Origin of the sequence: Enorma massiliensis phI, from assembly GCF_000311845.1 — a bacterium.
Taxonomy (GTDB): Bacteria; Actinomycetota; Coriobacteriia; order Coriobacteriales; family Coriobacteriaceae; genus Enorma; species Enorma massiliensis.
In genome coordinates this window covers 563,094-589,055 of record NZ_HE978574.1, presented here as the reverse complement: position 1 = coordinate 589,055, position 25,962 = coordinate 563,094, and the positions used below count along the sequence as shown (strand labels likewise).

At 63.1% G+C, this 25,962-nt stretch carries 8 protein-coding genes; all 8 read right to left on the bottom strand.

Going from position 1 to position 25,962, the window contains the following annotated elements; all coding sequences use genetic code 11:
• On the bottom strand, positions 1–11,389 hold an 11,389-nt coding region (locus HGEM_RS02360), incomplete at its 3' end, for a SpaA isopeptide-forming pilin-related protein (RefSeq protein ID WP_035100571.1).
• 248 nt (positions 11,390–11,637) lie between these two features.
• Complete coding sequence (ispD, locus tag HGEM_RS02355) at positions 11,638–12,477, bottom strand: 2-C-methyl-D-erythritol 4-phosphate cytidylyltransferase (RefSeq protein WP_019127801.1); 840 nt, start codon at positions 12,475–12,477, stop codon at positions 11,638–11,640.
• A complete protein-coding gene (gene disA, locus HGEM_RS02350) occupies positions 12,474–13,568 on the bottom strand; it encodes a DNA integrity scanning diadenylate cyclase DisA (RefSeq protein ID WP_413464558.1) in 1,095 nt (364 codons plus the stop codon). The genes ispD and disA overlap by 4 nt, the downstream gene beginning before the upstream one ends.
• A 398-nt stretch (positions 13,569–13,966) precedes the next feature.
• A complete protein-coding gene (locus HGEM_RS02345) occupies positions 13,967–16,756 on the bottom strand; it encodes an ATP-dependent Clp protease ATP-binding subunit (protein ID WP_019127799.1) in 2,790 nt (929 codons plus the stop codon).
• 314 nt (positions 16,757–17,070) lie between these two features.
• Positions 17,071–17,691, bottom strand: a complete 621-nt coding sequence (locus HGEM_RS02340) for a TetR/AcrR family transcriptional regulator (RefSeq protein ID WP_019127798.1) — start codon at positions 17,689–17,691, stop codon at positions 17,071–17,073.
• Positions 17,675–22,567, bottom strand: a complete 4,893-nt coding sequence (locus HGEM_RS10430; RefSeq protein WP_051008427.1) for an acyl-CoA dehydratase activase — start codon at positions 22,565–22,567, stop codon at positions 17,675–17,677. Before HGEM_RS10430 ends, HGEM_RS02340 begins: the two co-directional genes overlap by 17 nt.
• Positions 22,568–23,036: 469 nt before the next feature.
• Positions 23,037–24,443, bottom strand: a complete 1,407-nt coding sequence (locus HGEM_RS02325; protein WP_019127796.1) for a DHA2 family efflux MFS transporter permease subunit — start codon at positions 24,441–24,443, stop codon at positions 23,037–23,039.
• 202 nt (positions 24,444–24,645) lie between these two features.
• On the bottom strand, positions 24,646–25,962 hold the full coding sequence (locus tag HGEM_RS02320) for a PTS sugar transporter subunit IIC (RefSeq protein ID WP_019127795.1): 1,317 nt from the start codon (positions 25,960–25,962) through the stop codon (positions 24,646–24,648).

Below are 25,962 nucleotides of genomic sequence, written 5' to 3'. Positions count from 1 at the left end.
AGCCGCCCGCGTCGGAGCCGCGCTTCTGCAGGCGCACCTCGATGGGACGATCATGCGCCGTGAGCGTAACCGTGCCGCCCTGCTCGTCGATGACATAGCCGGGGGTACCATCCGTGGCCTCGGTGGAATCGTTCGCCACCGTAATGGTGCCGTCATCCGCCACGGTAAAGCTGAACGCAGGCAGCTTCTCATAGCCAGCAGGTGCCGTGTCCTCGGTCAACGCGTACGTCTGCCCGGCAACCAGGCTGTAGGTCGCCCCCTCGTAGGAAAGAGCGTCGAAGGTGAACGCCTCATTTGTCGTGTCGAACGGAATCGACTGCTGCGACGTCTCGTGCGTCGCATCGTTCACGAACGTACCGGAAAGGGTGAACCGTGCTCCCGCAAGGTTCGTATCGCCCAGGTCCTTCTTGGCGAAGGAGACTTCGATAGGCTCATCCGCTGCCACGATGGCGACGCCGTCCTGCTCGATGCTATAACCGGCAGGCACATCACCCACTGCCTCAACGGTGCCGTTCTCGTTCACCTTGAACGAGAGGGTACCCTTGATGAACTCGTACCCTGCGGGTGCCGCAGTTTCGGTGAGCTCATAGGTCTCGCCGCTTTTGAGCTCGGCAGAGATGTTCTTGATACCCATGAGCTCGCCCGTGGCATCGACCGTGTACCGGCGCGTCTCCTTCTCATTCGAGCCGGCGAAGGCACCCGTCACCTCGAAGGTAGCGCCGGGCAGATAGCGCGCATGATCGTCGCCGTCGACCTTGATGATCGAGATCTCAACCGGCTTGTTGGTCACCTGGACCTCGAACGCGTTGTCCGCAACCTTCTCATATCCCGTCGGCGGAAGCTGTCCGTCAAGCTCGCCGTCCGCGCCCACGGAGCCTACGACGTTAATGGTGCCGTCATCGGCAACCGTTACGCGCATGGTGCCCGTGACACGCTCGTAGCCCTCAGGAGCCGAGACCTCAGTGATGTCGTAGGTGCCGCCCACCACGAGCTTCGCACCCCAGTAGCAGGTGCCATCTTCGCCCGTGCGAAGGTCTTGGACCTCTGCGCTGCCGTCGGCAAACGTGGTATTTGTGCCCGGCGCCGGCGTCACGCGGAAGACCGCGCCAGGAAGCGGGTTTCCATCCGGATCGATCTTGGCGATCTGAAGGTCGACGGATTCGTCAGTCACCGTGAGCGAGATGCCGTCCTCGTCAACCGTGTAGCCAGCAGGCCAGTTTGCCTGGTCAAGCGGGTTACCCTGAGCGTCCGTCACCTGAATCTCGCCGCGCGTGTCCATCATGAAGTAGAGCGTGTCCGGGCGCGCGACGTAGCCCGCGCCAGGCGTGGTCTCGGTCAGCGCATAGCGCACGCCGCCCATAAGGCCATCATCGATCTTGATGACACCGTCCTCGTCTGTGGTATAGGTGTGCGTCGAGTTGTTATCCATGCACATGCCGGTGAGCGTGAACACCGCCCCCTCAACCGGCACGTCCGGGTTGTCCGTGCTCACCTTGCGCAGCTCAATCTCCTCGTGGAGGTTCGTCACCATGAAGGAGCAGGCGTTGTCAGCGTTACCGTCCTCGTCAAGATCCGCCCGCGCGTAGCGGTCGGGCAGCTCGCCTTGAACCTCAAGCGAACCAGCTGGCTGCACTTCGATGGTGAGCACGCCGTCCGCCGGGTCGTAGCCGCTCGGTGCCGCGCTCTCGTAGACGGTGTAGGTTCCACCCACGACGAGCTGGCCGGTAAGCTCGATGTGCCCCGTGGAATCAGTCGGGAGCGTTACGGTCTTCGTGGCCTCGTCATAGGTGCCCGCAGCAAAGGCGTCCGGGTTGGCAAACACGGAGTCGCCCTGTGCTGCGATCTGGAATGCGGCTCCCTCAAGTGGCTGTCCTACGTCGTTTTGCTTGTTGAGCTCAAGGCTCGTGGGGGCGTTCTTTACGGTACCTGCCAAGGCTGCCGCGTTGAGGCCATTCGTGCGATTGACGGTCACCTCTTTGCTTTCAAGGGCGGTGCCTTCGTCATCGACACCGATGTAACCCGGTGCCGGTGCGGTCTCTACGAACTTGTACGTGCCCCACAGGAGGTTCGTCACCGTGATCTGCCCGGCTGTTCCCGCCTCGCCCGCGCCATCGAGAGCGCTGTTCTCGTCGTTCATGGCATAGCTCTGGCCGGTCACGAGGTCCTCGGCGATGGTCTCCCACGTCGTGCCGTCGTCGCCCAGGCGCTGCAGCTCGAAGGTCGCACCGTTGAGCGCCGTGTTGTTCGCGCCGCGCTTGGTCATGGTCACGCTGCCGCGCTTCGGCGTGTTGGGGATGCCCTCGCCATCGACGAACGTTCCGTCGCCGCTTGTCACCTTAAAGCTGATGGCCTTAACGGCGTCGTTTTCGTCATCCGTCGTCGTGATGTCATACGTTTGGTCGTCGTCAACCTCAGAGATCGCAAACGTAGCGCTGAAGCCGCCGCTCTCATAGCCAGTGTTCGATGCCTCGGTTACGGTGTAGCTCCCCTTCTCGAGATTGTCGAGCGTAAGCACACCGTCCTCATTGGTGGAGAACGTCTTTCTAAAGGTCCCATCCGCTTCGGCCCAGCTGTCATCCAGCGTGGTTGCGGATCCTTTCTCAGGCGTGAACACCACCGTGAACGCGGCGCCGGACACCGGGTCATTGGTCACAGAATCGTACTTGTGCAGCTTCACGGTTGCCGAGAAGTCCTCGTTGCCCATCTGGGCAGGATCGTCGCTGCCAGCAATCGTCGACACAATCGTGCCGTGATCGGTCTGCGTGATCTTCAGCTCCGGAGACTTCGTCGCATCGGGCATAACAGCACCCGTCGTGGCATCGGTTTCCACGAAGTAATACGTGCCCTCGGGCAGACCGTCGGCAAGCGTGGTGTACTTGCCACCATGGTCACTTTGGAACGCCTCGGACAGATTGATGCTGCCGTTTGCAGAGCTGTTTGTTGTAACCTTGCCCTCATTATCCGAGGTCAATCCTTGAGCAATCGGATCGTCATAGCCATCACGATACAGATCGAACTTCGCTCCGGCAAGTGGTTGTCCGGAAGCAGAGCCATCAGCCGACACATACTTCATGAGCTGGAGATGCGCGCGCAACACCGGATCGGTCGCCGTCACCTCGATGGTATGGATGCCGCCTTCGGTCTCGGTCGTCACAGAGCCTGCCGTAGCTGCGGTACCGTTAGTCTCGATTTCGAAGTTCACCGGATCGGCGAGAGCATACCCTTCGGGTACGGTTTCGGCGACCTCGTTGACCTGGTACGCGCCGGCGTGGAGCCCGACGATCAGCCCGTCCGTACGGCTCACGGCATCGCCCGTCTCCTCAGGCGCCGTCGTGCCGTTCACCCACGTGTAGGTCTGCACGGTATCATCGGCATTCTTTATCCATCGGGCGTAGGTGGTGTTGCCATCACGCGATGTCACACGCAGCTCGACGCCATCGAAGTCCTCCGTATCGCCGCTGAAATCGCTGACCTTGTCGAGCGTGAGCTGCGTCGCGACGTTGGTAATCTGCTCGTTGGTCTGAGAGCCGTCCGTGCCGGCAGTCGCAGGCGTGTCGATCGTTGTGCCGACAGCATCATGCGACGCGCCAGCCGGATTCTCACTCCCGTAGAGTGGGTAGTAGCCGGCGGAACCGGGTTGCTCCTCCGCCCAGTAGACGTACTCGACGTCGTCCTCGTTCGCGGCGGGCAGGCCCTCATAGGTGAAGGTCCAGGTGTCGCCACTGACGGTCCACGTGGGCTGACCGTCATCGCTTCCGTGATACGTGACCGGCTCAGCGCCACCGAACGATGTCGGGTTTCCTTCGGCATCCCGTCCCGTCACAATGGCGCGATAGAGCGTCATCGTGGGCATGTCGTCCTCGGTCAGACCGCTCGCAAGGCCCGTGCCGTGGTCGTCCCACTTCTTCGTACCCGTGAGGGTCGTCGTACGCAGGTCGTTCGTGAAGGTCTGCGAATCGGGGGCGTCGCCTGTGCCCTCCGTGGAATCGACCACGTAATAACGATAGGTCACGCCATTGGCGGTCGCTGTGTCAACTTCCGTGCCGCCCTCGACGTCATAGCTGCCAGGCACCTGCTCGACCACGCGGTACTCGTATGCCTTGCCATTCGTGTCGTACATCGCGTACATCGGCAGGTTATCCCATGTGGCCGTTCCGTTTTCATCGCTCGCGGTAATCGTCTCGCGCACGATATTGCTATCCAGCGGAGTGGTTGCCTCAGGATCGCCATACCCCACAACCCAGGTCCAGTCGCCATCGGCCCCAAGCTTGCGCTGCAGCAGATACGTCACCGACCAATTATTTCCTCCGGGACGGGTGCCCCAGACGTTGTCGGAGTCGTCCCACGACTTCGTGGCCGAGATGCTGGTACCCTCGAGCGCGTTGGATATGGTCGTGTCGCTATGGCCGTTCTCGTTCGTCCAGCTGTCCTGTGCGGGCTGGTAGGGGTGGTACTCGCCGCCCTCATTCGGCGTGTACTGGAAACTGTAGTTCTCGCCGGTACCCTCAGGCTGGTCGATTTCCTGGTCGCCAATCGCGACCTCGACCACGCGGTAGTCAATGGTGAAGAGCATGCCGGCATGACCCTCAGCAGTGCCGCGCCCGGCCGTGGGCAAGTCCGTCCACGAGGCGCGCCAGCCGTTGTCGGCGTTCAGGGTCTTCTGGAAGAACGCGCGCGCAGCATCCTCCGTCTCAAATTGCGAGGCGAAGGTTTTCCAATATCCAAGATCATTGAGAATCTTAACCGGATCCTGCCAGTCACCGGTCTCGCCGCCCGCATAGGTGTAGCGCGCTTGCAGGCGCACCGTCACGGACGTCGGGCGCAGACCATACGGATCGCCTCCGTCGTGCCACACCTTTTTAACCGTTGCCTGGCCCTTGAGGGAGTTGGTGAAGCTGAACTGGCCATCGGAGCCCGCGGTCACCATGGAGGACTCATTCGAGGCGGTGTAGTAGCCGTCCGCCGTCTCCTGCGAACCGGCATCGGACTCGCCCGTGTCTCCCGTCTCGCCGAGCACCATGCCGCTCAGATTCTCGGTGATACGGTACCGGTAAGCGGTACCGTCCGGGGCGTACAACGGGACGTTGTTGAGCTTGATGGTGTAGTTGCTTGACCCCTCTGAGGTTGTAACCGTGAAGTAGTACGGATTGTTCTCGTCTTTGCTCTGGAGACTATTCGTGATATCGGTCTCGGCACCATTGCCAATTTGCTTAACAGTGAGCCCCTCTGTGAATTCCTCGACCGTGGGGCGCAGGTTGAAGATGTTATTGAAGTCGCTCCAGGTCTTGGTACCGGTAAGATCGGTGTCCTTAGTCGCATAGTTGTTCTTGAAGGTCACGTCGGGGTCGGTGTCGGTCACAGCTTGGCCGTCTTCGCCCATTTCAACCTGGTCACCATTCATCTCTGCAAGCACGGTGCCAGTGACCTCGCGCGTAGCCTGCCCGTCGCCAGGCTCAGGTGCGTCAGCGGTTCCCTCCTCCGGGCAGAGTACACCGGAGCTCACGCCACCATCGACGGCCTCGCCGGCGTCGGTCACCGCATCGGTGCCAAGATTGCCCACGCCCACGGTGGTCGTGTAGCCGTTGATGTTGTGCTCAACCACGTAGTACTGCCAGTAGCTGCCGTCGGGCGCGTAGATATCAAGGCCGCTGAAGGTGTACTGGGCCGTGGTCGTTTCTTCTCCGGCATGTTCAACCGTCAGGCCATCAAGACTTTCGGGCTCCTCTGCTCTCAGCATGTCGTTCGTGAGCGTCACGCTGTCCACGAGCGCGTGCTCGCTCTCGACACCGTCCTCGTTCACGTAATACCGGTACACGTCGAACGTCGTGTCGGGATAGCGGTCGCCCGCCTCGCGACCGGTGTAGTGCTTCTGCACCGTGAGGTTGCCCGTCGGGGAGCTGTAGATGTTGCTGATGAGGAACGAGCCTGTCTCTCCGTGCTCAATCACGTAGATGCCCATGGAGTCTTCTTCGCTGTCGCGGATTGCGGAGAAGTCGGCAGGGCCACCGTTTTCGCCGCCGCTCTGAATCCACTCAGACGTGAACCCGCCCGGCTGGTCGAGCAGCCCCCACACCACCTCGATGGCGCGGTACTCGTAGAGCCGGCCGTCGTCGGTATAGCGCGGCAAGAGCTCGGCGCCTTCAGGTAGCGTCGGGTTCGTCTCATCAATCGCCTCAGCCGCGCTCTCAGCGGTGTTCTCGCCGGTGTGCGTGAGCGTGTAGCTGTACTGGTTGGTCGTCACCTGTGCGAGGTCGGACGTCCAAGCGACGGCACCCTCCGCGTTGGGGGTCCACACGCCATTCTGGTTGCTGAACGTGAGAGACGGCCAGTCCTCTCCCTGCACGCGCTGCTGCAAGTACACGGTGACCTCGGGCAGATCGGTGTCGGCGAGCGCCGTACCAGCGCCCCCCTGGCTCACGTTGCCGGGCACGTCCTCCCAGAGCTTCGTGCCGCGTGCCACGAGGTTGTTGGCGAGCGCGTTCACGAACGTGCCGTCCTCATGAATCGCCCAACCGGTGCCGTTCTCGGTGGGATTCGCGCTCACATACGCGGAATCCACGTTCACCGCTTGGGGCTCTGCGCTCTCCCCCTCGTGCACCGTCGCCATATTCGTGTAGTCGAAGTACACAGGCTTATAGTCGAGCGACGTGCCGTCGGCGGACATGCTCTCGCTCGCGTAGTAGATGTATTCGCTGCCGTTCTCATCGTAGGCGGGCAGCCCGGAAATCGTGCAGCTCTGCTCGTACTGCGGGTTTTCCGCGTCCGCGGTGCCCGTCCACAGGTAATGCACATAGCCATCCACCTGCTCCGGGTCGCTATAGGTGATCTGACCTTCCGCGTTCTCGCCAACCGTCACGCGGTAAAGCGTAAGGTAGATGTCCGGGCGCTGGCGCAGGTCGTCATTCACGTACCGGTCCTGCCAGAGCTTGTTGAACGTCACTTCGCGCGTACCCTGGCGCGTGTTGGTGAACGTGAACGTCTGCGTATCGTGGAAGTGGCGCGAGCCGACCGTGTACTCGCCCACGCTCTTCGACCTCGAGTACTCATCGTGCGCGCCGAGCCACTCCTCGTTCACGTCGTAATGGACGACGTCGCCGTGCTCGTCGTACTTCGGAAGACCGAAGAAGTGGTATTCAGACGTGTATTCAGCGCTATCGGTGTTGACCGTGATGACTACGGCGCTCGGCTCGTCATCGGTCGCCGCGCGCACGCTCACGGCACCATCGGGCACGGTACCATCAGCACTCACCGCAGGATTATGCATGTTGAGCTGGTTGCCCTCGTTGTCGAGCACAGGCAGCTTATTGTCGCTCACCTGCACCCAAACGTTGCCGTCGGTATCGGCCGTGAACGCATCCGGATACTCGGTGCTCGTGAGCACGATCTGTGCTGCCGGACGCGTGTGCTCGCCCTGGTCCTTCCAGTTCTTCACAACCGTGAGGTCGACGAGGCCCAAACGGCGGTTCGTCGCGGTCACGGCTTGCACGTCCTCGTTGTACTGCGGCTCAGCAGTTTCGGTCGCGCTCACCTCGTACACGTGGTCTGGCGTGGCCACGCGCTCGGTGCCCTCGGTCCAACCGACGTTCATCCACTCGCGATCGGTGGTGAGGTGATCGTAAGCGCCCGGCGCCTCCTCGCTGTCAACGACCGGATAATGCACCTCGCTACCGTCGGCATCCGTGCCGATCAGGTAGAGCTCGACAATCTTGAAGTCCTTATAGGTGAGGCCGCCGATCGGCACCGTGTACTCGGCATACCACGTCTCGGCGGCCGTGAGGATGATCGGCGTGGCGTTCACGGCCTCGCCCGCCTCGTAGGAGTAGCGCGGCGTCCCATCGGCGTTGATCGCTTTGGACTGCATGTCGTGCAGCGCCACGAGGTTCACTGCGACGGGGAGGCGATGCTGCGAGTCGTCGCCGTCGTTCCAGTTCTTGATGATGCGGACTTCGGACGACTCGCCCGCACCGATCCGGTTGTCGATCCGGGTGGTGTGGGTCTCGGCGTCATAGGTGCGGTCGGCATACCAGCCGTCGGGCGTTTGTGCCTCCAGCACGAGATAGCTGTAACGCACGCCGCCCTCGTCGTACTTGGGCAGGTCCTCGAAGTCGAGATGATAGGACCGCGTCTCCTGATACGTCGCCCCGTCAAGCCCCTCGATCGGGGTGGCCTGGGCGTCCGTGGTGCCGTCCAGCTCAAACGTGCCGACAAGACTGCCGTTCTGGAAGAGCTGCACGTGCGCGACGCCCGTCGTGTCCAAATCGGGATGGTCCTCATAGGCGCCGTCCTGCGGCTTGATCTGCGCGAGCGAACCGTCCGGCTGCTCCCAGTACTTGTCAACGTGCTCCTCGGTCACGTTCTCAAAGGTGTTCGTGATGGTGTTCGTGTCCGAGTCGAGCGTGGAAGTGAAGGCAAGCTGCTCGTCCTCGCCCTCCTCGTTCTGGAGCGTGAGGGTGAAGGTGCCGCCGCCGTTGTCGTTACGCTCGAAGCTCGTCTCCTGGTCGCCGAGCGTGACGCCCGTCTCGACCCAGCGGTACTCGAGCTCGTTACCGTGCGCGTCGTATTGGGGGAAGGTATCGCTGAACGTCTGGGTGAGGATCTCGGCCTTCCAGCCATCAACGTCGATCGTCTTGTCGGTGTCCTGCCACGCATCGTCCGAGCCCTTGATGCGGCTCTGCGCGGTGAACTCGACCACCACGTCGTCAAGCGAGTCCTGGAACGCGGCGATTTCCCAAGTCTTGGTGGCCTCGACCTCCACGGTGCCGGTCAGGCGGTTCGTAATGGTCCCGTCGTTGTAGATGAAGTGGTCGGTTGTGCGGTTGGGCGCGTCGAGCCACGTCTTGCCGTTCTCGTCCGTGTAGTTGGGATTCGTGTCGGAGACGCTGCCATCCTCGCCCACGGTGCCGTAGACGGTCTCGTAACCTGCCGGGGTCGCCTCCTCGCGCAGGGCGTAGATATAGGGGTAGCCATCCGGGTCATACTTGGGCAGGTTGTTGAGAATGCTCTCTCCCGCTTCGCCATATTTAGCAGCGAGGAGCGCACCGAGGTCGACGGGGCTCTGGCTATCCTCAGAAATGGTGACCTGCACGTAGCCAACGGCGCTCACCGAGGTCCCCGGCTCAGTCTCGCCGGCGTCAGCACTGCCGACCTCGTTCAGCTGCACCTGTGCGGCAGTCGCCGCACTGCCGTGCATCGAGTAGCGCCAAAGCGTGAAGGTCGCTCCAGGACGATCGGTCTTATCGCCGTCGAGCCAAACCTTCTCGGCGTCGTAACTCGTGGTGCCCATGGGACGCAGCGTCATGGTCCCGCCATCATAGAGCGCGTCGACCGAGCTGCCGTGGCTCGGCGAAGCAGAGTTATCGTATGCCGGCTGGAAGTAGTCCGCGCCCGTCCCGGCATCCGAATCCTCGAAATAGGCGTAGTAGACGATCGGGGCGCCATCCTCGGTGTAGCGGGGCAGCGTCGCGGTGATGGTCGCCGTCTTGTCATCCTCGCTAAACTTGATGCTGAACGATTGGCCCTCCGGGTACTTCCCACCGCTCATATTCTCAATCGTACCGAACCGGGTGGCTCCGCCCTCGTCAGTCACCTGCTTGTTGTCGATAAGTGCGCTGAAGCGGAAGTGGTCGGCGTAATCCTTGTTATCAAAGGTGTCGCCGAAAATCTTCTTGAGAGTGTCCTCGCCGAGCTTGCCCTCGATGGTGAACTCGTAGGTCTGCGTGAGCATGAGGTAGCGCTGGCCATCGCCACTTTCGTTGGTGGTCGCACCACCGTCGTTCTCGCCGTAGGTGTAGCCGTCCGGCCGCGTGTTGGTGTCGTTGAGGCGCCAGGAAATATCCTGACGCTCCTCGGTGCTCTGAGTTATCAAGTTGCCGTGCTCGTCGTACTGCGGATTTCCGTTTTCATCCAAGTCAGGCGCGGTCGTCGTAGTCACCAGCTTGGTCGGCAGCCCGCTCACCGAGAGGTTCCACGTACCCACGCTCACGACGCTGGCCACCGCCTGCCGGACCCACGCGGGCGTTTCGCCCTCGGCGATATGGAGCGCATCGCGTGCCGCCTGCGTGAGGTTGCCGCTCGCATCCACCAGATCAATCCACGCACCGCCATTGCCAAGCTGGAACTGGGGGATCACGCCGGCAGCATACGCCCCCATGTCGGGGCGACCGCTCGAGTTGTTGTCGCACCAGGTGATGCGCATAGTGGCGCTGCCGGACAGCTCGGCATAGCTGTACGAAATCGTCTGCGTGCCGTCCCGCGTCAGGATATCGTTGAGCGCCTGGCCCGCAAGATCGATGACCGCATCGACATCTTCCTCATTCGCCGGAGCCTGTCCCTCGCCGTCCGCCTCGTCACCAGCGGCCTCGTCCTCGGCGAGCCCCAGCTGCTCCAGCAGCTCGGCGCGCGCGGGAACTTCAAGCGTCGCGGTCTGGGGGTCCTTCTCGCCCTTCGTGTCCTCTTGAAGGGTCCAGGTAAGCTCGGATGCCTCGTCTCCCACCAAGCTCGCGGGCACAAGTACGTCCAGATCGATGCGCGCATGGAGCGTCGCGAGCACCGGGGTCTGCTCGGAGCCGTCCGTCGCCTCGGGCGCGGCGCCCACGAGGTAGGTCTCGCCCGTCTCGGTATCCTCGGGCGCGATGAAGGTAATCTTGAGCGCACCGTCGACCACCTCGGCGGTCGCGATGCGGATCGTGGTGGGCTCGTCGTTCTCGTCGAGCTGGAACACATCGAGCTTCGCGTCGGGGTCGATCGGCGCAAAGTTCTCGGGCAGCGGCACGGTCACGGTATCGCCCGCAATGACCGCAGCGCGGGTGTTCTCCGGGTTCTCGGCCCACTGGGCGGGGTCGAGCTCAAACTCAAGGTTCAGCTGAGCGCGGAGCTCATCAGGCAGCGTGCCCTTCTCGATATCCTCCGCCGGGTAGCCGTCCTCGGGGTCGGTGAAGACGAGGCCCGTGCTCGAAAGCGCGAGCGCGTCGAAGTCACCCTCCCAGGAGCGCGGGTCGATGCGCTCCTCCTGCTGGGAGGTCTGCTCCGCATCGTTGGTGGGCTGACCGTCCGTGTTCGCGCCGTTATCTGAGTCGGCAACCTCGCCTGAGCCGGCAGCCTCACCGGCCGAGGCGTTCGTCTCATCTGTTTGGGAAGTACCTTGTTCCTGGTCAGTATTGGTCGATGGGGTTTCGGTCGTTCCGGTACCCTCGGATTCCGAGGACCCGGGCTGCGCAGACGCTCCGCTTTCTTCTGTCTCGCCAGTAGTGGCTTCGTCGCCTACCGCATCAGTTTTTGACTGCCCCCCCCCGTTCTTGATTTCGGGTTCAGAGCCAGCGCTGTCCAGCAGGATCGCTGTCTCGTTTGCCTCCCGCATGGACTGCAAGCCGTCTGCCACGGCATACGCCACGCCGCTTCCCAACGTTGTCTGATACGCCAGTACCACGACAAGCACTAAGCTTATCGCTCGTAGCGCATGCTGTTTTCCGAATGCTGCAATATGCCGCAGGACACGCCGAAATCGCTCCATACCGACCCCTCACCATAGCTTGACCAACAATGGGCCCCGATGTGCTTCCCAAGGACACATCGGCACCATATCTAAACGGTGGTGATTTTGCATCAGTTTGTCAAGATTTCGTCGGGGGGATAACTGATTTATGTAGTGGGAGGTACCCCCACCGCACTTCCTTCGTTACGGAGACGGACGCGCATGAGCGCATCTACAAGGCCCAGGTCCTCCGGAACGGTGACCTTGTGGTTGTCGCGCGGACTCGCGATGCAGCGCACACGGCCCCCCGCCCGCTCGACGAGCGAAGCATCATCGGTGCCGACGAACCCCGTCGCATCCGCCGCGGTGCACGCGCGGCGCAAGCGCTCGGTCCGAAACACCTGGGGCGTCTGCACCGTCCAGAACTCCGTGCGCGGCGGCGTGTCCAGGATGATACCGTCCGCATCCGTGCGCTTGAGCGTGTCGATGGCGGGCTGGCCGCACACCACGCCGTCGAGGGCCTCGTCTTCCGCGAGCGCGCGAATCGCCCGGTCGATGGCTTCAACGGTGATGAGCGGGCGGGCGCCGTCGTGCACGGCAACGCAGGAGAAGCCCGCGGGAACCGCTTCGAGCCCAGCACGGGTGGAATCCTGCCGCGTCGCGCCCGCATCGGCAAACGTGATGGGCGTCTGGAACGCGAAAGGCTCGACGGCGCGACGGCGCATCTCGTCGCGCTTGTCGGAGGGACAGACCACCACGATGTGCCCTACGAGCTCGGAACGGTCGAACGCACCGATGGACCAGGACATCATGGGCATGCCCGCGATGTCTACCAGCTGTTTGCCCCCCGGGTTGCCGAACCGCGTGCCAGAGCCGCCACACACCAAGATCGCGCAGGCAAACGCCCGGAGGCCGTCCGCCTCGGCCGCGACCTTATGGGCGGCACGCCCCGTCGCGGCCCCAGATGCGCCTGCATCCGACGCCGCGCCCCGCTCGGATGCGCTCATGCCGCACCACCGCGCTTGCCCTGCATGCGATACAGCGAGTCTGCAAGGATCGTGGGGTTGTTCACGCCGAAGTCGCCCAAGCGCTCCGGGTCCTTCTGGATGTCGTCCAGCAGCTCCTGCAGCGACCCGTACTCGTCCACGATCTTCTCGGCCACGCCGTCGCGCACGACCGACACCTGCGAAAGCGTGCGCAGGCCGAGTGGGGTCATAACGGAGTCTTCGTCCAGGTCGTCGTAACCAAGAGCCTGCGCCACGCGCTGCGGGTTGGTGAGCTCCTGAGGCGTCATCTCGCTAAAGAGGCTGCGGATACGGCGGGCGTTATCTTCCGATGAGTCCGAAGCGTAGTCGCGAATCATGAGGTTGTAGTCGTTCTCGATCGAAGTGCCCGCGAGTTGCTCGAGCTGCATCTGAACGAGCTTGCCTTGGCTGCCGAGCTTCACGATGCAGAACTTAAGCTCGTCCTTCGCCTGCTGCAGAATCTCGAAACTCGAGAAGATGTCGGTGATGTCCGCAAGGGTCACATAGTCGTCCAATTCGAGGGCCGTAAGGCGCAGTAGGGCGCGGTCGAGCGAGGCGCGCGTGGTCTGCAGCGTCGAGACCAGCTGGTTCACCGATGCCATGATCTCCGAGACCGGCTGGATCTGATACGACTTGCCGCGCACGTACACGTTGACGACGCCGCGGCGCTCGGACACCGAGATCACGATGGCGTCGGTGAGCACGCTCATGCGCGCAGCGGTGCGATGGCGCATGCCCGTTTCGCTCGTTGCCAGCGACGGATCGGGGTTAAGGTGAAAATTAGCTCGCAGAATCTGCGAGAGATTGTCGTCGATTACGACGGCGCCATCCATCTTGGAAAGCTCGAAGAGGCGGTTGCTGGTAAACGAGATGTTGAGCGGAAACCCGTCGTTGCCTGCCGCAAGCACATGCTCGGTATCGCCCACGCAGATGAGCGCGCCAAGGTGCCCGGCAATAATCATGTCGAGGGCGGTACGAATGGGCTGTCCGGGGGCAGTGAGGCGAATGGCCTCGTTCATGCGCTTTTGAATCTCGTTCTTATCCAATATGCTCTCCCCTCTCGTACGTCTCATACGTCAATCACTCATGCGCTGTCTATTTTCTCATGGATTGGCCGACGTCCGGCGGCGCGGCTTAAGAATTCAAAAAAGTCGTGAGGGGCGGTGGGAACAGGAGCGGCGGCGGGGAGGCGCCGCGGCATATTAATGCCTCCCCTATCTGCGGGATTCTATCCGAATTTGCGCTAAGTCGGTCTTTTTCCTGCGGAACGCGGGTGCCGCCCGCCCCACGCGCAGGTAGAGCGCTCGCCGCGGGCCGTCTACCAGCGCGGCGGGCGAACCCGACGCCTGAATCGCAGGAAATAAGACCGACTTAGCGCATTTTTGGCTACAAAAGCCCAGATAGAGGGTGCACAAAAAGGGCCGCGCCCGCATCCGTGCGAGCGCAGCCCTTCTACTGAGACCATGATTTGCTACCGCGTGCCGCTTCCAGACTGGGCGGCGCCGCCAGGACCACCGGCAAGAGCAGGCGCGGCGGCACTTGAGCGCGGCGCAGGCTCAAACAACCCGCCGAGCGCTCCGATGCTTCGCGGAGCCGGAATCTCCCCCGCCCCGTGGCTAAACACAAACGAACCGTCGACCACGTCGCAGAGCACGGTATCGCCCGCGTTCCACTCACCGGCCAGAAGCTCCTCAGAAAGCGGATCCTCAATGAGCTTCTGGATCGCACGGCGCAGCGGGCGCGCGCCATTGGTAAGGTCGGTGCCCTCGGCAACGATCTTGGCGATGGCGGCATCCGTCAGCTTGATATTCATGCCGTTGGCAATGAGCCGCTGGCGCAGGTCGTCCACCAGGAGCTCGGCGATCTTGGTCAGGCTCTCGCCCGCGAGCTTCTGGAAGACCACGATATCGTCCACGCGGTTCAAAAACTCCGGGCGGAACAGACGCTTGAGCTCGCCCATCGCGCGGCTCTTGATCTCGGTGGAAGAGAGGCCCGCCTCCCCGGTGCTGCCAAAGCCCACGCTCGACTCCTGCGCGATCTCGCGCGCGCCCACGTTCGATGTCATGATGACGACCGTGTTGCGGAAATCGACCGTCTTGCCCTGGCCGTCGGTCAAACGCCCCTCATCGAGCACTTGCAGCAAGATATTGAAGATGTCCGGATGCGCCTTTTCGATCTCGTCGAAGAGCACCACCGAATACGGGTGACGGCGAACGGCCTTGGTGAGCTGGCCGCCTTCCTCGTGGCCCACATAACCCGGGGGGCTACCGATGAGCTTAGAGACCTCGTACTCGCTGGCGAACTCAGACATATCGAAGCTGATGAGCGCGTCCTTGCTGCCAAACAGGTATTCGGCGAGGGTCTTCGCCAGCTCGGTCTTGCCCGTGCCCGTGGGGCCCAGGAAGATGAACGAACCGCCGGGACGGCGCGGATCTTTGAGCGGGGAACGGGAGCGGCGGATGGCCTTGGCCACCGCGTTCACCGCCTCGTCCTGCCCGATGATGCGCGTCTTGAGCACGTTCTCGCAGTTGAGAAGGCGCCGCGACTCGTCTTCGGTGAGCGATGAGACGGGAACGCCCGAAGCAACCGACACGATATCGGCGATCTGCGGGACATCGATCACGATGGGAGCGGCATCCATCTGGGCGTTCCAGGCGGCACGCGCCTCGGAAAGCTCGATTTCAGCCCGCTTCTCCTGCTCCTTGAGCTCGGCGGCGCGGTTCATGTCGTCGTTCTCCGCCGCTTCGTCGGCCGCCGCCTTGAGCTCGCCCAGACGGGCCTCTGCCTCGCGCACGGGCTCCGGCGCGCGGTTGCGCGCGATGCGGGCGCGGGCGCCGGACTCATCGATGAGGTCGATGGCCTTGTCGGGCAGGAAGCGATCTTGGATGTAGCGGGACGAGAGCGTCGCCGCCGCCTCGACCGCCTCGGGGGTGTAGTGCACATGGTGGTGCTCTTCGTAGCGTGGGAGCAGGGCGGTAAGGATCTTGACCGTGTCCTCGATACTCGGTTCCTCGATATCGATGGATTGGAAGCGCCGCTCGAACGCCGGGTCCTTGGAGAGGTATTTGCGGTACTCATCTGCCGTGGTGGCGCCGATAATCTGGAACACCCCGCGCGCGAGCACCGGCTTAAGCATGGAGCTCGCGTCGATGGAGCCCTCGGCCGAGCTGCCCGCTCCGATGAGCGTGTGCATCTCGTCGATGAAGAGAATGATGTCGTCGGCCTCGGTGGCCTCCTGGATCACGCCCTTCAGGCGCTCCTCGAACTCGCCGCGATACTTGGCGCCCGCTACGAGCCCCGGCAGGTCAAGCGACCAGATGTTCTTGTTCATAAGGTTCTCGGGCACGTTGCCGGCAGCGATTTCCTGCGCAAGGCCTTCCACGATGGCGGTCTTGCCCACACCGGGGTCGCCCAAGATGAGCGGATTGTTCTTGGTGCGTCGAGAAAGGATCTCCATCATGCGCGAGACCTCTTTTTCGCGGCCAATCACCGGGTCGAGCTTGCCGTCGCGCGCTTCCTGCGTGAGGTTGGTGCCGAACTGCTTGAGAACCGAGGAGTCGTCGCCCTTGCCCTGGCTCGAATCGCCCGAGAAGAACGGCAGGCCGGAGCCGGGGCGCACGGATGCGGCGCCCGCGAACGGACGGCGTCCCTGGTCCTTCGAGGTGAGCTTCTCGACCGCCTGGCGCACGGAAGCCGCCGAGACGCCGAGGCGCATGAGGATGTCCATCGCCATGCACGACGATTCGTCCACAATGCCAAGAAGCAGGTGCTCGGTAGATACGTAGGTCTGGTTGTTCTCGCGCGCGTGGCGGAAGCTCTTCTCCATCACGGTGATGACGGAAGGGGTGAAGGCGAGCTTGCCCTGCCCGGCGTTGCGGCTGGAGGCGCCATCGGGCGTCGCGCCCGTAGCGCCCTCGGAAGCCGAGCCCGTGGCGCTCTCGGCGCGGTGGGCGCCGTCGCCGTCAGATGCCGGCGCGTCGTCCGCGGAGGAATCCGCCGACGAAGACGCGGAAGACGCATCGACCGCAGGAGAGCTCGTCGCAGGCTTGGTCGTGGCAGCGCCTGCCGCCTCCTTGATCTGGTCCATCACGTCATCGTATGAGATGTCGAGCGATTGCAGCGCCTCCGAGGCGATGCCCTCTTCCTTGGCGAGCGCGAGCAGCAGATGCTCGGTGCCCACCTTGGTCGACGATAGTGCGATCGCTTCTTCCTTCGCCATAGACATGACGCGGCGAGCACGATCGGTAAATCTGTCTAACATGCTGAAAACCTCTGCTGTGCCGACTTGTTGTCTATCGGAATGCGCAGGCAGCACGCTGCGCATTCCCCTTCTTTACCCAAAGGTGCACCATCATAACAGCTCAGCGCGAGAAAATGAGACGGCAGGCCCACCACATGCGCAAGATGTGAAGGATCGGCACTGCAAGGGCCATGCACCGCGAACCGAACAGGACTCAATGAGCGAAAAGGCGCCTAATCGTGAGTCAAAACGGACCCGTCCCAGAATGACTCAAATGAATCAGATGGACCAAAACGGACCCGTCCCAGAATGGGTCACCTGGCCCGAAAAAGCCCCTAATCGTGGAAAACGCGGGCGAGCACCTCGACCTGAGTCATCCCCTGCGCGTCGGCGACGGCCTCGATCGTGGCCCGTGCAACGGAAGCGAGGTAGGCTCGCGCCTCGGGCGAAAGCGGGCAGGGCAGCGCGCCGCGCTCCGTCGCCTCGGCGATGAAACCCAGCACTCCGCCCACCATGAACTGTATAGCAAAGGTCGCCGCCGGCTTCAGGTGCTCTCCCTCGGCGCACAGGCAGCTTTCCCAACGCCGTTGGACCTCGCTGCGGATGGTCTGGTCTACGAGCCTCCGCTCTCCGGCGCGGATGGCGATCGCCATGCGCCTCAAGCGGCGTCGCGGCACGCGCCGCTGGAGCGACCCCGCATCGCCCTCCACGAGCGCGCCGAAGATCGCGCGCACGAGCGCATCGTCGGAGAAGAACTCCTCGCGCACCGCGCTCGCCGCAAGCACATCAAGGTCGGAAAAGTAATAGTAGAACGTTCCGCGGTTGCAGCCAGCCGCTTTCACAACCGCGCCGACGGTCATAGCACTCCGCGGCGTACACTCCAAGAGTTCCCAGAACGCATCGGCGATGCGTTCGCGCGCGCCGGGCTCATCGGCATCCTTACGCGGTCGTGCCATGGGGGCTGCCCTCCTCCGACGCACCTCGTGCCTGCCCAGCGGCACCCTCCCCCGGCTCGGCGTTGCCGCGCTCCTTCGCACCCATGATGAGCATCTGCAGGCGGTTCTCCACGTTTGCAAAGCTCACGTCTGGGTCGTAATCGAGCGGCAGGAACTGCGCGTCCGGATACCGGTTCTTCAACGCTCGCACCAAACCGCGCCCCACCACGTGGTTGGGCAGGCAGCCGAATGGCTGCAAGATCACGAACGCGCGGCAACCGTGCTTCGCCTGCTCGAGGATCTCCGCAGGAATGAGTACACCCTCGCCCGCATCGAACGTATGGTGAAGCACCTCGTCCGACTGCTTAACAAGCTCCGGCATGCGCGTTGGGGGCTCGTACAGCGGGTGCGCGCGGGCGATGCGGTCGCAGCGACCGTGCGCGAGCTCAAAGAAATGGTCCGCGATAGCGTACCACGAGCGCTCGCCGAACGGCAGGTCCACGTGGTACTCCCTCGATTGGGCATGCTTGTAGAAATAGCTTTTGCGAATCACGTCCGTCATGCGCGCCTCGATGATCTCGAGGCCGTTCTGCTCGAGGTAGCGCTCAATCTCGTGGTTGGCGCCCGGATGAAAGTTGAGCAGGTACTCGCCCACGATCAACACCGTCGGACGAGGGCGCGAGCGGTCGTAGCGAACCCCCTTCATGATATCGATGGCGCGGGCGAAGCCGCGTTCAAGCCCCGCGATGCCGCGTTTCTCGAGACCCGCCATGAGCTCGTCCACCGCTGCTTCGAAGGCACGGTCGGCAGAGCCCGGCTCGAGCTCGTAGGGGCGCATGCGGCGAAGCAGCGCCTCGAGCGCGTCGATCATGGGAAGCCCCCAGGCGATCTGGATGCTCGCCGCCATGCCCAAGCGGAACCCGGGGTAGGCATTATGAGCGTCCACGTCGTCGTTCGTGAGCACGGGAACGTTCTTATAGCCCGCATCGTCGAGCGCTTTACGCAAAAGCGGCATGTAGTGCGTGAGACGGCAGTCGCCGATGTACTTGCCCGTAATCATGGCAACGTCTTTATCGTCGTACTTGCCACTCTTGAGTGCATAGAGCGCCTCGCCGATGGTGATCTGCGCAGGGAAGCAGATGTCGTTGTGCACGTAGCGCTTGCCGAGCTCGATCGCCTCCTCTCGACCAACCTCGAGCGCCTCGGCGCGCACGCCCTGCCGCGAGATCGCTGCCGCCATGAGGCGAGCGAACGCGTGCGAGGTGTTGGGCACAAGCAGCACCTTTTCACGGGCGTCCCGCTTGGTGAACTTCACTTCGTATGGATCTTTGAGCAGGTTCTCCCCCGTCTCGGCCGCATGCTCGGCAGCAGGAGACGGAGCAGCAAGCCCGCCTTTCGGGGCCCGCTCCGCACGATCTTGCGATGCTCCTCTCGCTTCGCCCGCGCGCCGCCGGTCCGTCGTCTCGATGAACGAGCGCACGCGTATGCGGAGGGGGCCGGTGGCATCGCTCTCGTCGATCTTGAGAATGAGCGGGGCCTTATCGCCCACCTCGCGCATGATGCGCACGATCTCGTCCGAGAGATAGGCGTCGTGCCCGCAACCAAAGCTCACGAGCTGGACATATTCGAGCTCCGGCGCGGAGGCGGCAATCACCGCACAGCTGAGCATGCGCGCGTGGAAGTTGTTCACGATGTCGAGCCGGCTGTTCTCGAGGTTGACCTTGCGCACGCCGGGCACCGCATCGGGCGTGAGCACGGCGATACCCTGGTCGCTGAAGAGCTTCGTGACCCCGTGGTTGACAAGTGGGTCGTTGTGGTACGGGCGCGAGGCCACGATCACGGCATAGCGGCCCGTACGCCGCACCTCCTCGATGACCTCCCGGCCGCGCCGCTCAAGCTCGTCGGCGAACCCGTGCTGAGCCACGTCGGCCATAAGGATGGCCTTGCGGGCCCGCGACGCATCGATGCCGAACGTCTCGGTGAGATAGCGCGCGAGTTGCCGGTTTCGATCGCGCTCGCTGTACCAGTGAAAGAGCGGCGTATCGAAGGGAACGCCGAAGCGCTCCTCGGGGTTATCGGAATTGCGCATCACGTAGGGATACCCCTTCACGACCGCGCACATCCACTCGCTCGTGCTCGCCGTGTTCTCGGTGGGAACGGTGGTGATGATGGGCATGAAGATGCGATCGACGCCCGCGTCCACAAGGTCGCGCACATGCCCATGGACGAGCTTTGCCGGGAAGCAGATGGTATCCGAGGTCACATGCGGCAGGCCGCGTTCGAACATGCGCCGGTTGCTTGGGCGCGAGATGCGCACCGTGCAACCGATCGCGCGGAAGAGCGTGGTCCAAAACGGCATGGTGTCCCAAAACTCAAGAACGCGCGGCAGGCCGACGGTGATGCCGTTCTTGGGAGCAACCGGGTCGCAGGGCCACTGCTTGAATAGCAGGCGCTCGCGCTCATCGAAGAGGTTGGGGGCTCGGCGGTGGGCTGGGGGCTCGGCGGCGCTCGCTGCTGTGGGCCCTCCCTGCTCGCCGGCCACAAGGGCAGCGCCGTTCCCCGTACTTGCCGGGAGCGCGGCGGCAGGGCTCTCGGCGGGGGCTACAACCTGTGCTTCTGCCTGCGCCCCGGCGGGGGCTGCGGCATCGCCATCAGTGCGCGCGTCGGCATTCGCGGCAGCATCACCCTCGGCGCGCGCGGCAGCATCACCATCAGTGCGCTCCTCGGCATCGCCTTCGGCGCGCTCCGCAACCCGGGCCCCCTCCGGCACGAGCGTGCCCGGCACTTCGCGGATGAGCTCCGCCCAATCAATCTCCTCGCCGCGCGGGCAGCGGTTCCCCGTCACGTAGAGCGAGCCGTCGTTGAACGCGACCACCGTGCGGCTGCAATGGTTGCCGCACCGTCTGCAGGTAACGCCCGTGTACTGGTCGTGGCTAAAATCATCGAGCGCGTTGAGGCCGATGAAACTCGAGGCCGCGTTCTTGCCCCCAGCGCAGCGCTCACCCACGTGCTCGCGCGCAAGCAGCGCCACGCCGATGGCCCCCATGAGCCCGGGATGCGGCGCGCGCGTGACCGGGCGGCCAAGGTATTGCTCGAACGCGCGGAGCACGGCATCGTTTCTGAACGTACCTCCCTGCACCACGATGCGCTCGCCGAGCGCGTCGAGGTTGGCCACGCGAATGACCTTGGTGAATACGTTCTCGATGATGGAACGGCAGAGGCCCGCCATGATGTCGTCGGGGCCCTTGCCGCGGCGCTGCTCGCTCACCACGCTACTGTTCATGAACACGGTGCAGCGACTACCAAGCGATGCCGGATCATTCGACCGAAACGCGGCACGGGCGATACCCTCGACGGGAATGTGCAGGTTCGCCGCGAACCCCTCGAGAAACGATCCGCAGCCAGCCGAGCACGCCTCGTTGACCACGATATCGGTGAGCACGCCGCCCGAGAGCCAGATGGCCTTCATGTCTTGCCCGCCAATATCCAATACGAAGGTGGCGTCCGGCACGCACATGGCCGCGGCGCGGGCGTGCGCGACGGTCTCGACCGTATGGTAGTCGGCATGCAGGGCGCGCGCGAAGAGCACCTCTCCATACCCGGTGGTGCCCACAGCATCGATAGCAAGGTTCACGCCCGCATCCGACCAACGGCGCCGCAGGTCGATGAGCCCCTGCCGAACCACATCGAGCGGCCGTCCCTCGTTGTTGGCATAGAACGAGTCCACAAGCTCGCCGTCTTCGTCGATGAGCGCAAATTTGGTGGTCGTGGAACCAGAATCGATGCCCAGCGCCACATGCACGGTCTCGCCCGGCTGGTAGGCCGTGGGGCCCGGCGCGGGGACCTCGGCAGGATGGCGGCGCTCGAACTCCGCTCGGTCCTCCTCGCTCGCAAAGAACGGGGCCACAGGGGCAAGTTCGCCGTCGTCTATAGGGTGCTCCATCAAGTGATCGAGGGCAGGAATGCCAATGTCAAGGTCTACGTCTGCCTGGGCATCGGCGAACATATCGGGCGCGCCGAGCGCAAGCGCCGCCCCGTGCGCCACGATGACCTGCGGGTCTTGGGGAATCACGCAGTCGTTCTCACCAAGATCGAGCTGTTCGGCGAAAACGCGCGCGAGCGTGGGGTTATAGGCGAGCGTGCCGCCCTCGAAGATGACCGGCGCCTCGATGTCGATGCCCTGCGCGAGGCCGCCGACCGTTTGGCGCGCAACGGCATGGAAGGCCGAGAGCGCCAGGTCCTCACGAGGTACGCCCTGATTGAGCAGCGGCTGGATATCCGTCTTGGCGTACACGCCGCAACGGCCGGAAATCTCGTACACCGTGGTGCCGCGTGCGGCAAGCTCCTCGAAACCCTCGGTGGGAACACCCAGCAGCTCGGCCATCTCGTCGATGAACGCGCCCGTGCCGCCCGCGCAGCTGCCGTTCATGCGCATGTCGGAGACGACGAGCGCTCCGTCGGGCTCTGCCTTGTGGAAGAAGATCATCTTGGCGTCCTGGCCGCCAAGCTCGATTGCGCATCGTACCTGCGGGTAGAGTTCGCGCACAGCGATGGAGTTTGCCACGACCTCCTGGATGTAAGCCGCGCCGAGCGCCCGAGCGATGTCGCGCGCGCCCGATCCCGTTACCGCCACGCGCAGGCGAGCGCCCGGGAAACGCTTGCCCACCTCGCGAAGCGCCTCGATCGCGCTCAATGTCTGGCGGGCGTTGTGACGCTGGTAGCGCCAATACCTGGTCTCGTTCGCAGTCGGGTCGAGGACGAACACCTTGGTGGTGGTCGAGCCAATGTCGAGCCCTACGTGCAGCACCTCATCCAACGGCGCGCCACCCATGGTACCGCTCCCGGCGCCACACGCCGGAATGTGGTCCGCCTGCGCCGCCCCCGTTGCCTGTTCCATATACCGCTCCATCTAGCACACCGCGCCCGGCATGCACGCCGTGACGCCTTCGAATGGCCGCTCGGGCGGGCGGCGACGCAGCATGCCGCTTGCCCGAGCGGTTAACGACTAGTTGAACGGTAGGTATATACCACGTTTCAAAAAATACAACACTATGTTCAATTATTTTTCTAGAGAAGCACCATGCCGGAGCGCGTAGAGACCTATGGCATTCCGCGCGTAGAGAATGTGTGAGAAAGTCGCGCACTGCGGCACGGCAGTCCACATTGCCGGCCGACTTTCGGACGTGCAGGGTGATTTCGGGCGAGATCTGGACACATCAAGCTACGTCGGGCGACAATCGGACAGTTTGAGCGTTGCCGGGCGACATTCGGACATCTGGAGGACCCCAAGTGTCCAGATCTCGCCCGACAACGCCAGCCGTGTCCAGATCTCGCCCGGCAACGCCACGCAGACGGCAGCCTACCAGCTAGGCACGTCCCTTCCGGGAAAACACGAACAGCACGAGCATGCTGCACAGAGCGGCAAGGGCCACGACGGCGGCAAGCAGCACGAACGCCCAATAGCCTCCCTCCACCGTGGAGGCAACTATGTTCTGCGAGGCCCCTTGGAACGCTCCCACGACCGCTGTGACCGCACTCACGCCGATAGAACCACCGAGCTGCTGGAAGGTATTGAAAACCGAGTTGCCGTCAGTGCGAATCGACTCGGGCAGCGCGCCCAAGCCATTCGTCATCGTCGTGCTGAAACCCAAGCCCTGGCCAATCCCGAAAAGCACGTAGAACCCTCCGAGCATGAACGGGGTAAGCGCAGAGGAGAAGGCTACGTAAAGCACCACCGATGCAACGAGGCACGCCATGCCCGTGATGATGGGCAGACGGGCACCCGCACGGTCGAGCAGCCGCCCTCCTAGCGGGGCGAATACCGCAACGAGCGCGCAACCCGGCAACATGAGGGTTCCCGAAAGCGACGCCGAGGCGCCGAGCGCGAGCTGCGCGTAGTTAGGAATTAGATAGGCAAAGCCCAGGATGGCAAACGAAACCGCTGCGATAACTGCGGCAGAAGCAGAAAAAGCCGGGAACGCAAAGAGGTGCATATCGATAAGCGGCTGGTCGCATGCCCGCGCATGGGCAACGAAGACACCGAGCGCGACGACGAATGCGGCGAACACCGCCAGCACCATGGGGCTTGCACCCTCATATGAAGCAGCATTGATTCCGTAGATGAGAGCAAAGAAGCTTGCGCCCAGCAGCACAAAGCCGACAAGGTCAAAGCGGGCGCCCGCATCGACGCGCGTGGCCTGACGCACGCACGCGCTCCCGATACCCAGCGCAAGCACGGTCACGGGCACAAGGCATAGAAACACCATGCGCCATCCAGCAAGCTCCATAACCGCGCCACCATACGAGGGCCCCACCGCCGGCGCGACGGCCGTAATGAGCGACGCCACGCCCATCATGAGCCCCATTTTCTCGTGCGGAACCTGATCGACCACGATACTGAACATGAGCGGGATGGCGATGCCCGTACTTACCCCCTGCACGACGCGCCCCATGAGCAGCACCGGAAACGCTGACGCTGCGGCACACAGCAACGTGCCGGCAAGAAAGAGCAGTACCGCGCAAACGAAAAGGCGACGCAGCGCGAAGCGCGCTTTCAGGAATGGGAAGGTGGGGATCATGACCGCGAGCATAAGTAGGTAACCCGAAGTAATCCATTGAATGGTCGCCGTGTCAACTGCAAACTCCTCCATAAGCGCGGGCAAAGCGACGTTCATGGCGGTCTCGAAAACCACCGCGCAAAACGAAAGGCTTCCTGCCGCCACGATAGAGGCAACAAGCCGCGCATCCAGCCTGCGCTCGAATGATTCAACCATGCATTCTCCCTTCTCCTGGGCCCGTCGCGCACGCCTGGTTGCAAGCGCGCGCCTCCGCCGCCTGGGCATGCAAACAGACGAAGGTCGTATGCGCCACCCTCACCCCATAAGGAAAAAGGGCGCCCGCCCAAAGGGGCAGGCACCCTCGACCTTCACCGCTCGCAGGGGTGCGCCCACGCGAGCGGAAAGCACGACAAGCCCGCTACGCCGTCTCGGCAGAGGTCTCGTCGGCCTCTTCCTGAGCCACGAGCTGCTTCTCGTAAGCCTTGTAGAAGGGGTAGTACAGCAGGGCATCGATGGCAATCAGCGCCACGACGAGCACCACGGCCTTCCAGTCGAAGGTCGAAAGGTACGCGCCGAAGATGCACGGCATGTTCCACGAGAGGAGCGCGAACGTCTTGGCAACAAGGCCCGTCATCATGCAGACATAGGCAATGATGGCGTTCACCGTAGAGGTGAGCAGGAAGGGAATGAAGAACATGGGGTTCATCATGAGAGGCACGCCAAAGATGATCGGCTCAGAGATGTTGAAGAACGCCGGCACGATGCCCACACGGCCGATGGTACGCAGCTGCTTGGACTTGGAGCGGATGAGCAGGATGGCAAGAGCCAGCACCGAGCCGCAGCCGCCGATCACGACAAAGTAGACCCAGAACGGCGTGGTGAAGATGTTCGGGAGCGCCTCACCGGCCGCCTGGGCGGCGGCGTTCACCGAGAGGCCGCCATCGCGGATGGGACCGAGCACACCGGAGAGCGCAGCGTCATGCACGCCGAAGAACCAGAAGAACTGCACCAGGAGCGTAGCGATCGCAGCGAATCCGAGCGAATCGGTCGCATTGAAGACAGGAGCGAGGTTGGTGTAGATAAACGCGGGGAGCGTGGTGCCCATCGAGTTGAAAATCGCGAAGATCGCGGTGTCGACGGCAAGGATGATGATGCCGGGAACAAGCGAAGCGAAGGCCTCGGAGAGCGACGCCGGGACCGAGGGCGGGAGCGCTATGCGGCCCACATTGTGCTCGCGCATGGCGCGATATCCCTCGACGGTGAGAATCGACAGGAAGATCGCCACGAGCAGGCCCTTGCCGTCAAGATAGAGGATGTCCGCCGTCTTGGCATCCCAGCCAAGCTCCACCGGCCCGAAGCAGATGAGCAGGAAGCCACCCATCGTGAGCACCAACGGGATAAAGGCATCAATCTTGTAATGCTTGCACAGGAAGTACGTGACACCGAGCGCGATGTACACCGAAAGCGCGCCCATGGTCATGGTATTCGCCCAGGTGAGCAGCGTCGAATTGGCTGCAGCGAAGTTGGCCCAGGCCTCAAGCAGGAAGTTGCTGCCCGGCTCGACCGCCGGCGCGGACGAGAGGATGGTGCAGATGCCGCCGAAAAGCGTGACCGGCACCAGCGAGATAAACGCATCGCGGATGGCATGCAGATGGCGCTGCGTGCTCAGCTTGTTTGCTATCGGTAGAACGTGCTTTTCCAAGTACGTTGTCAGAGAGTCCATAACGTTGCTCAT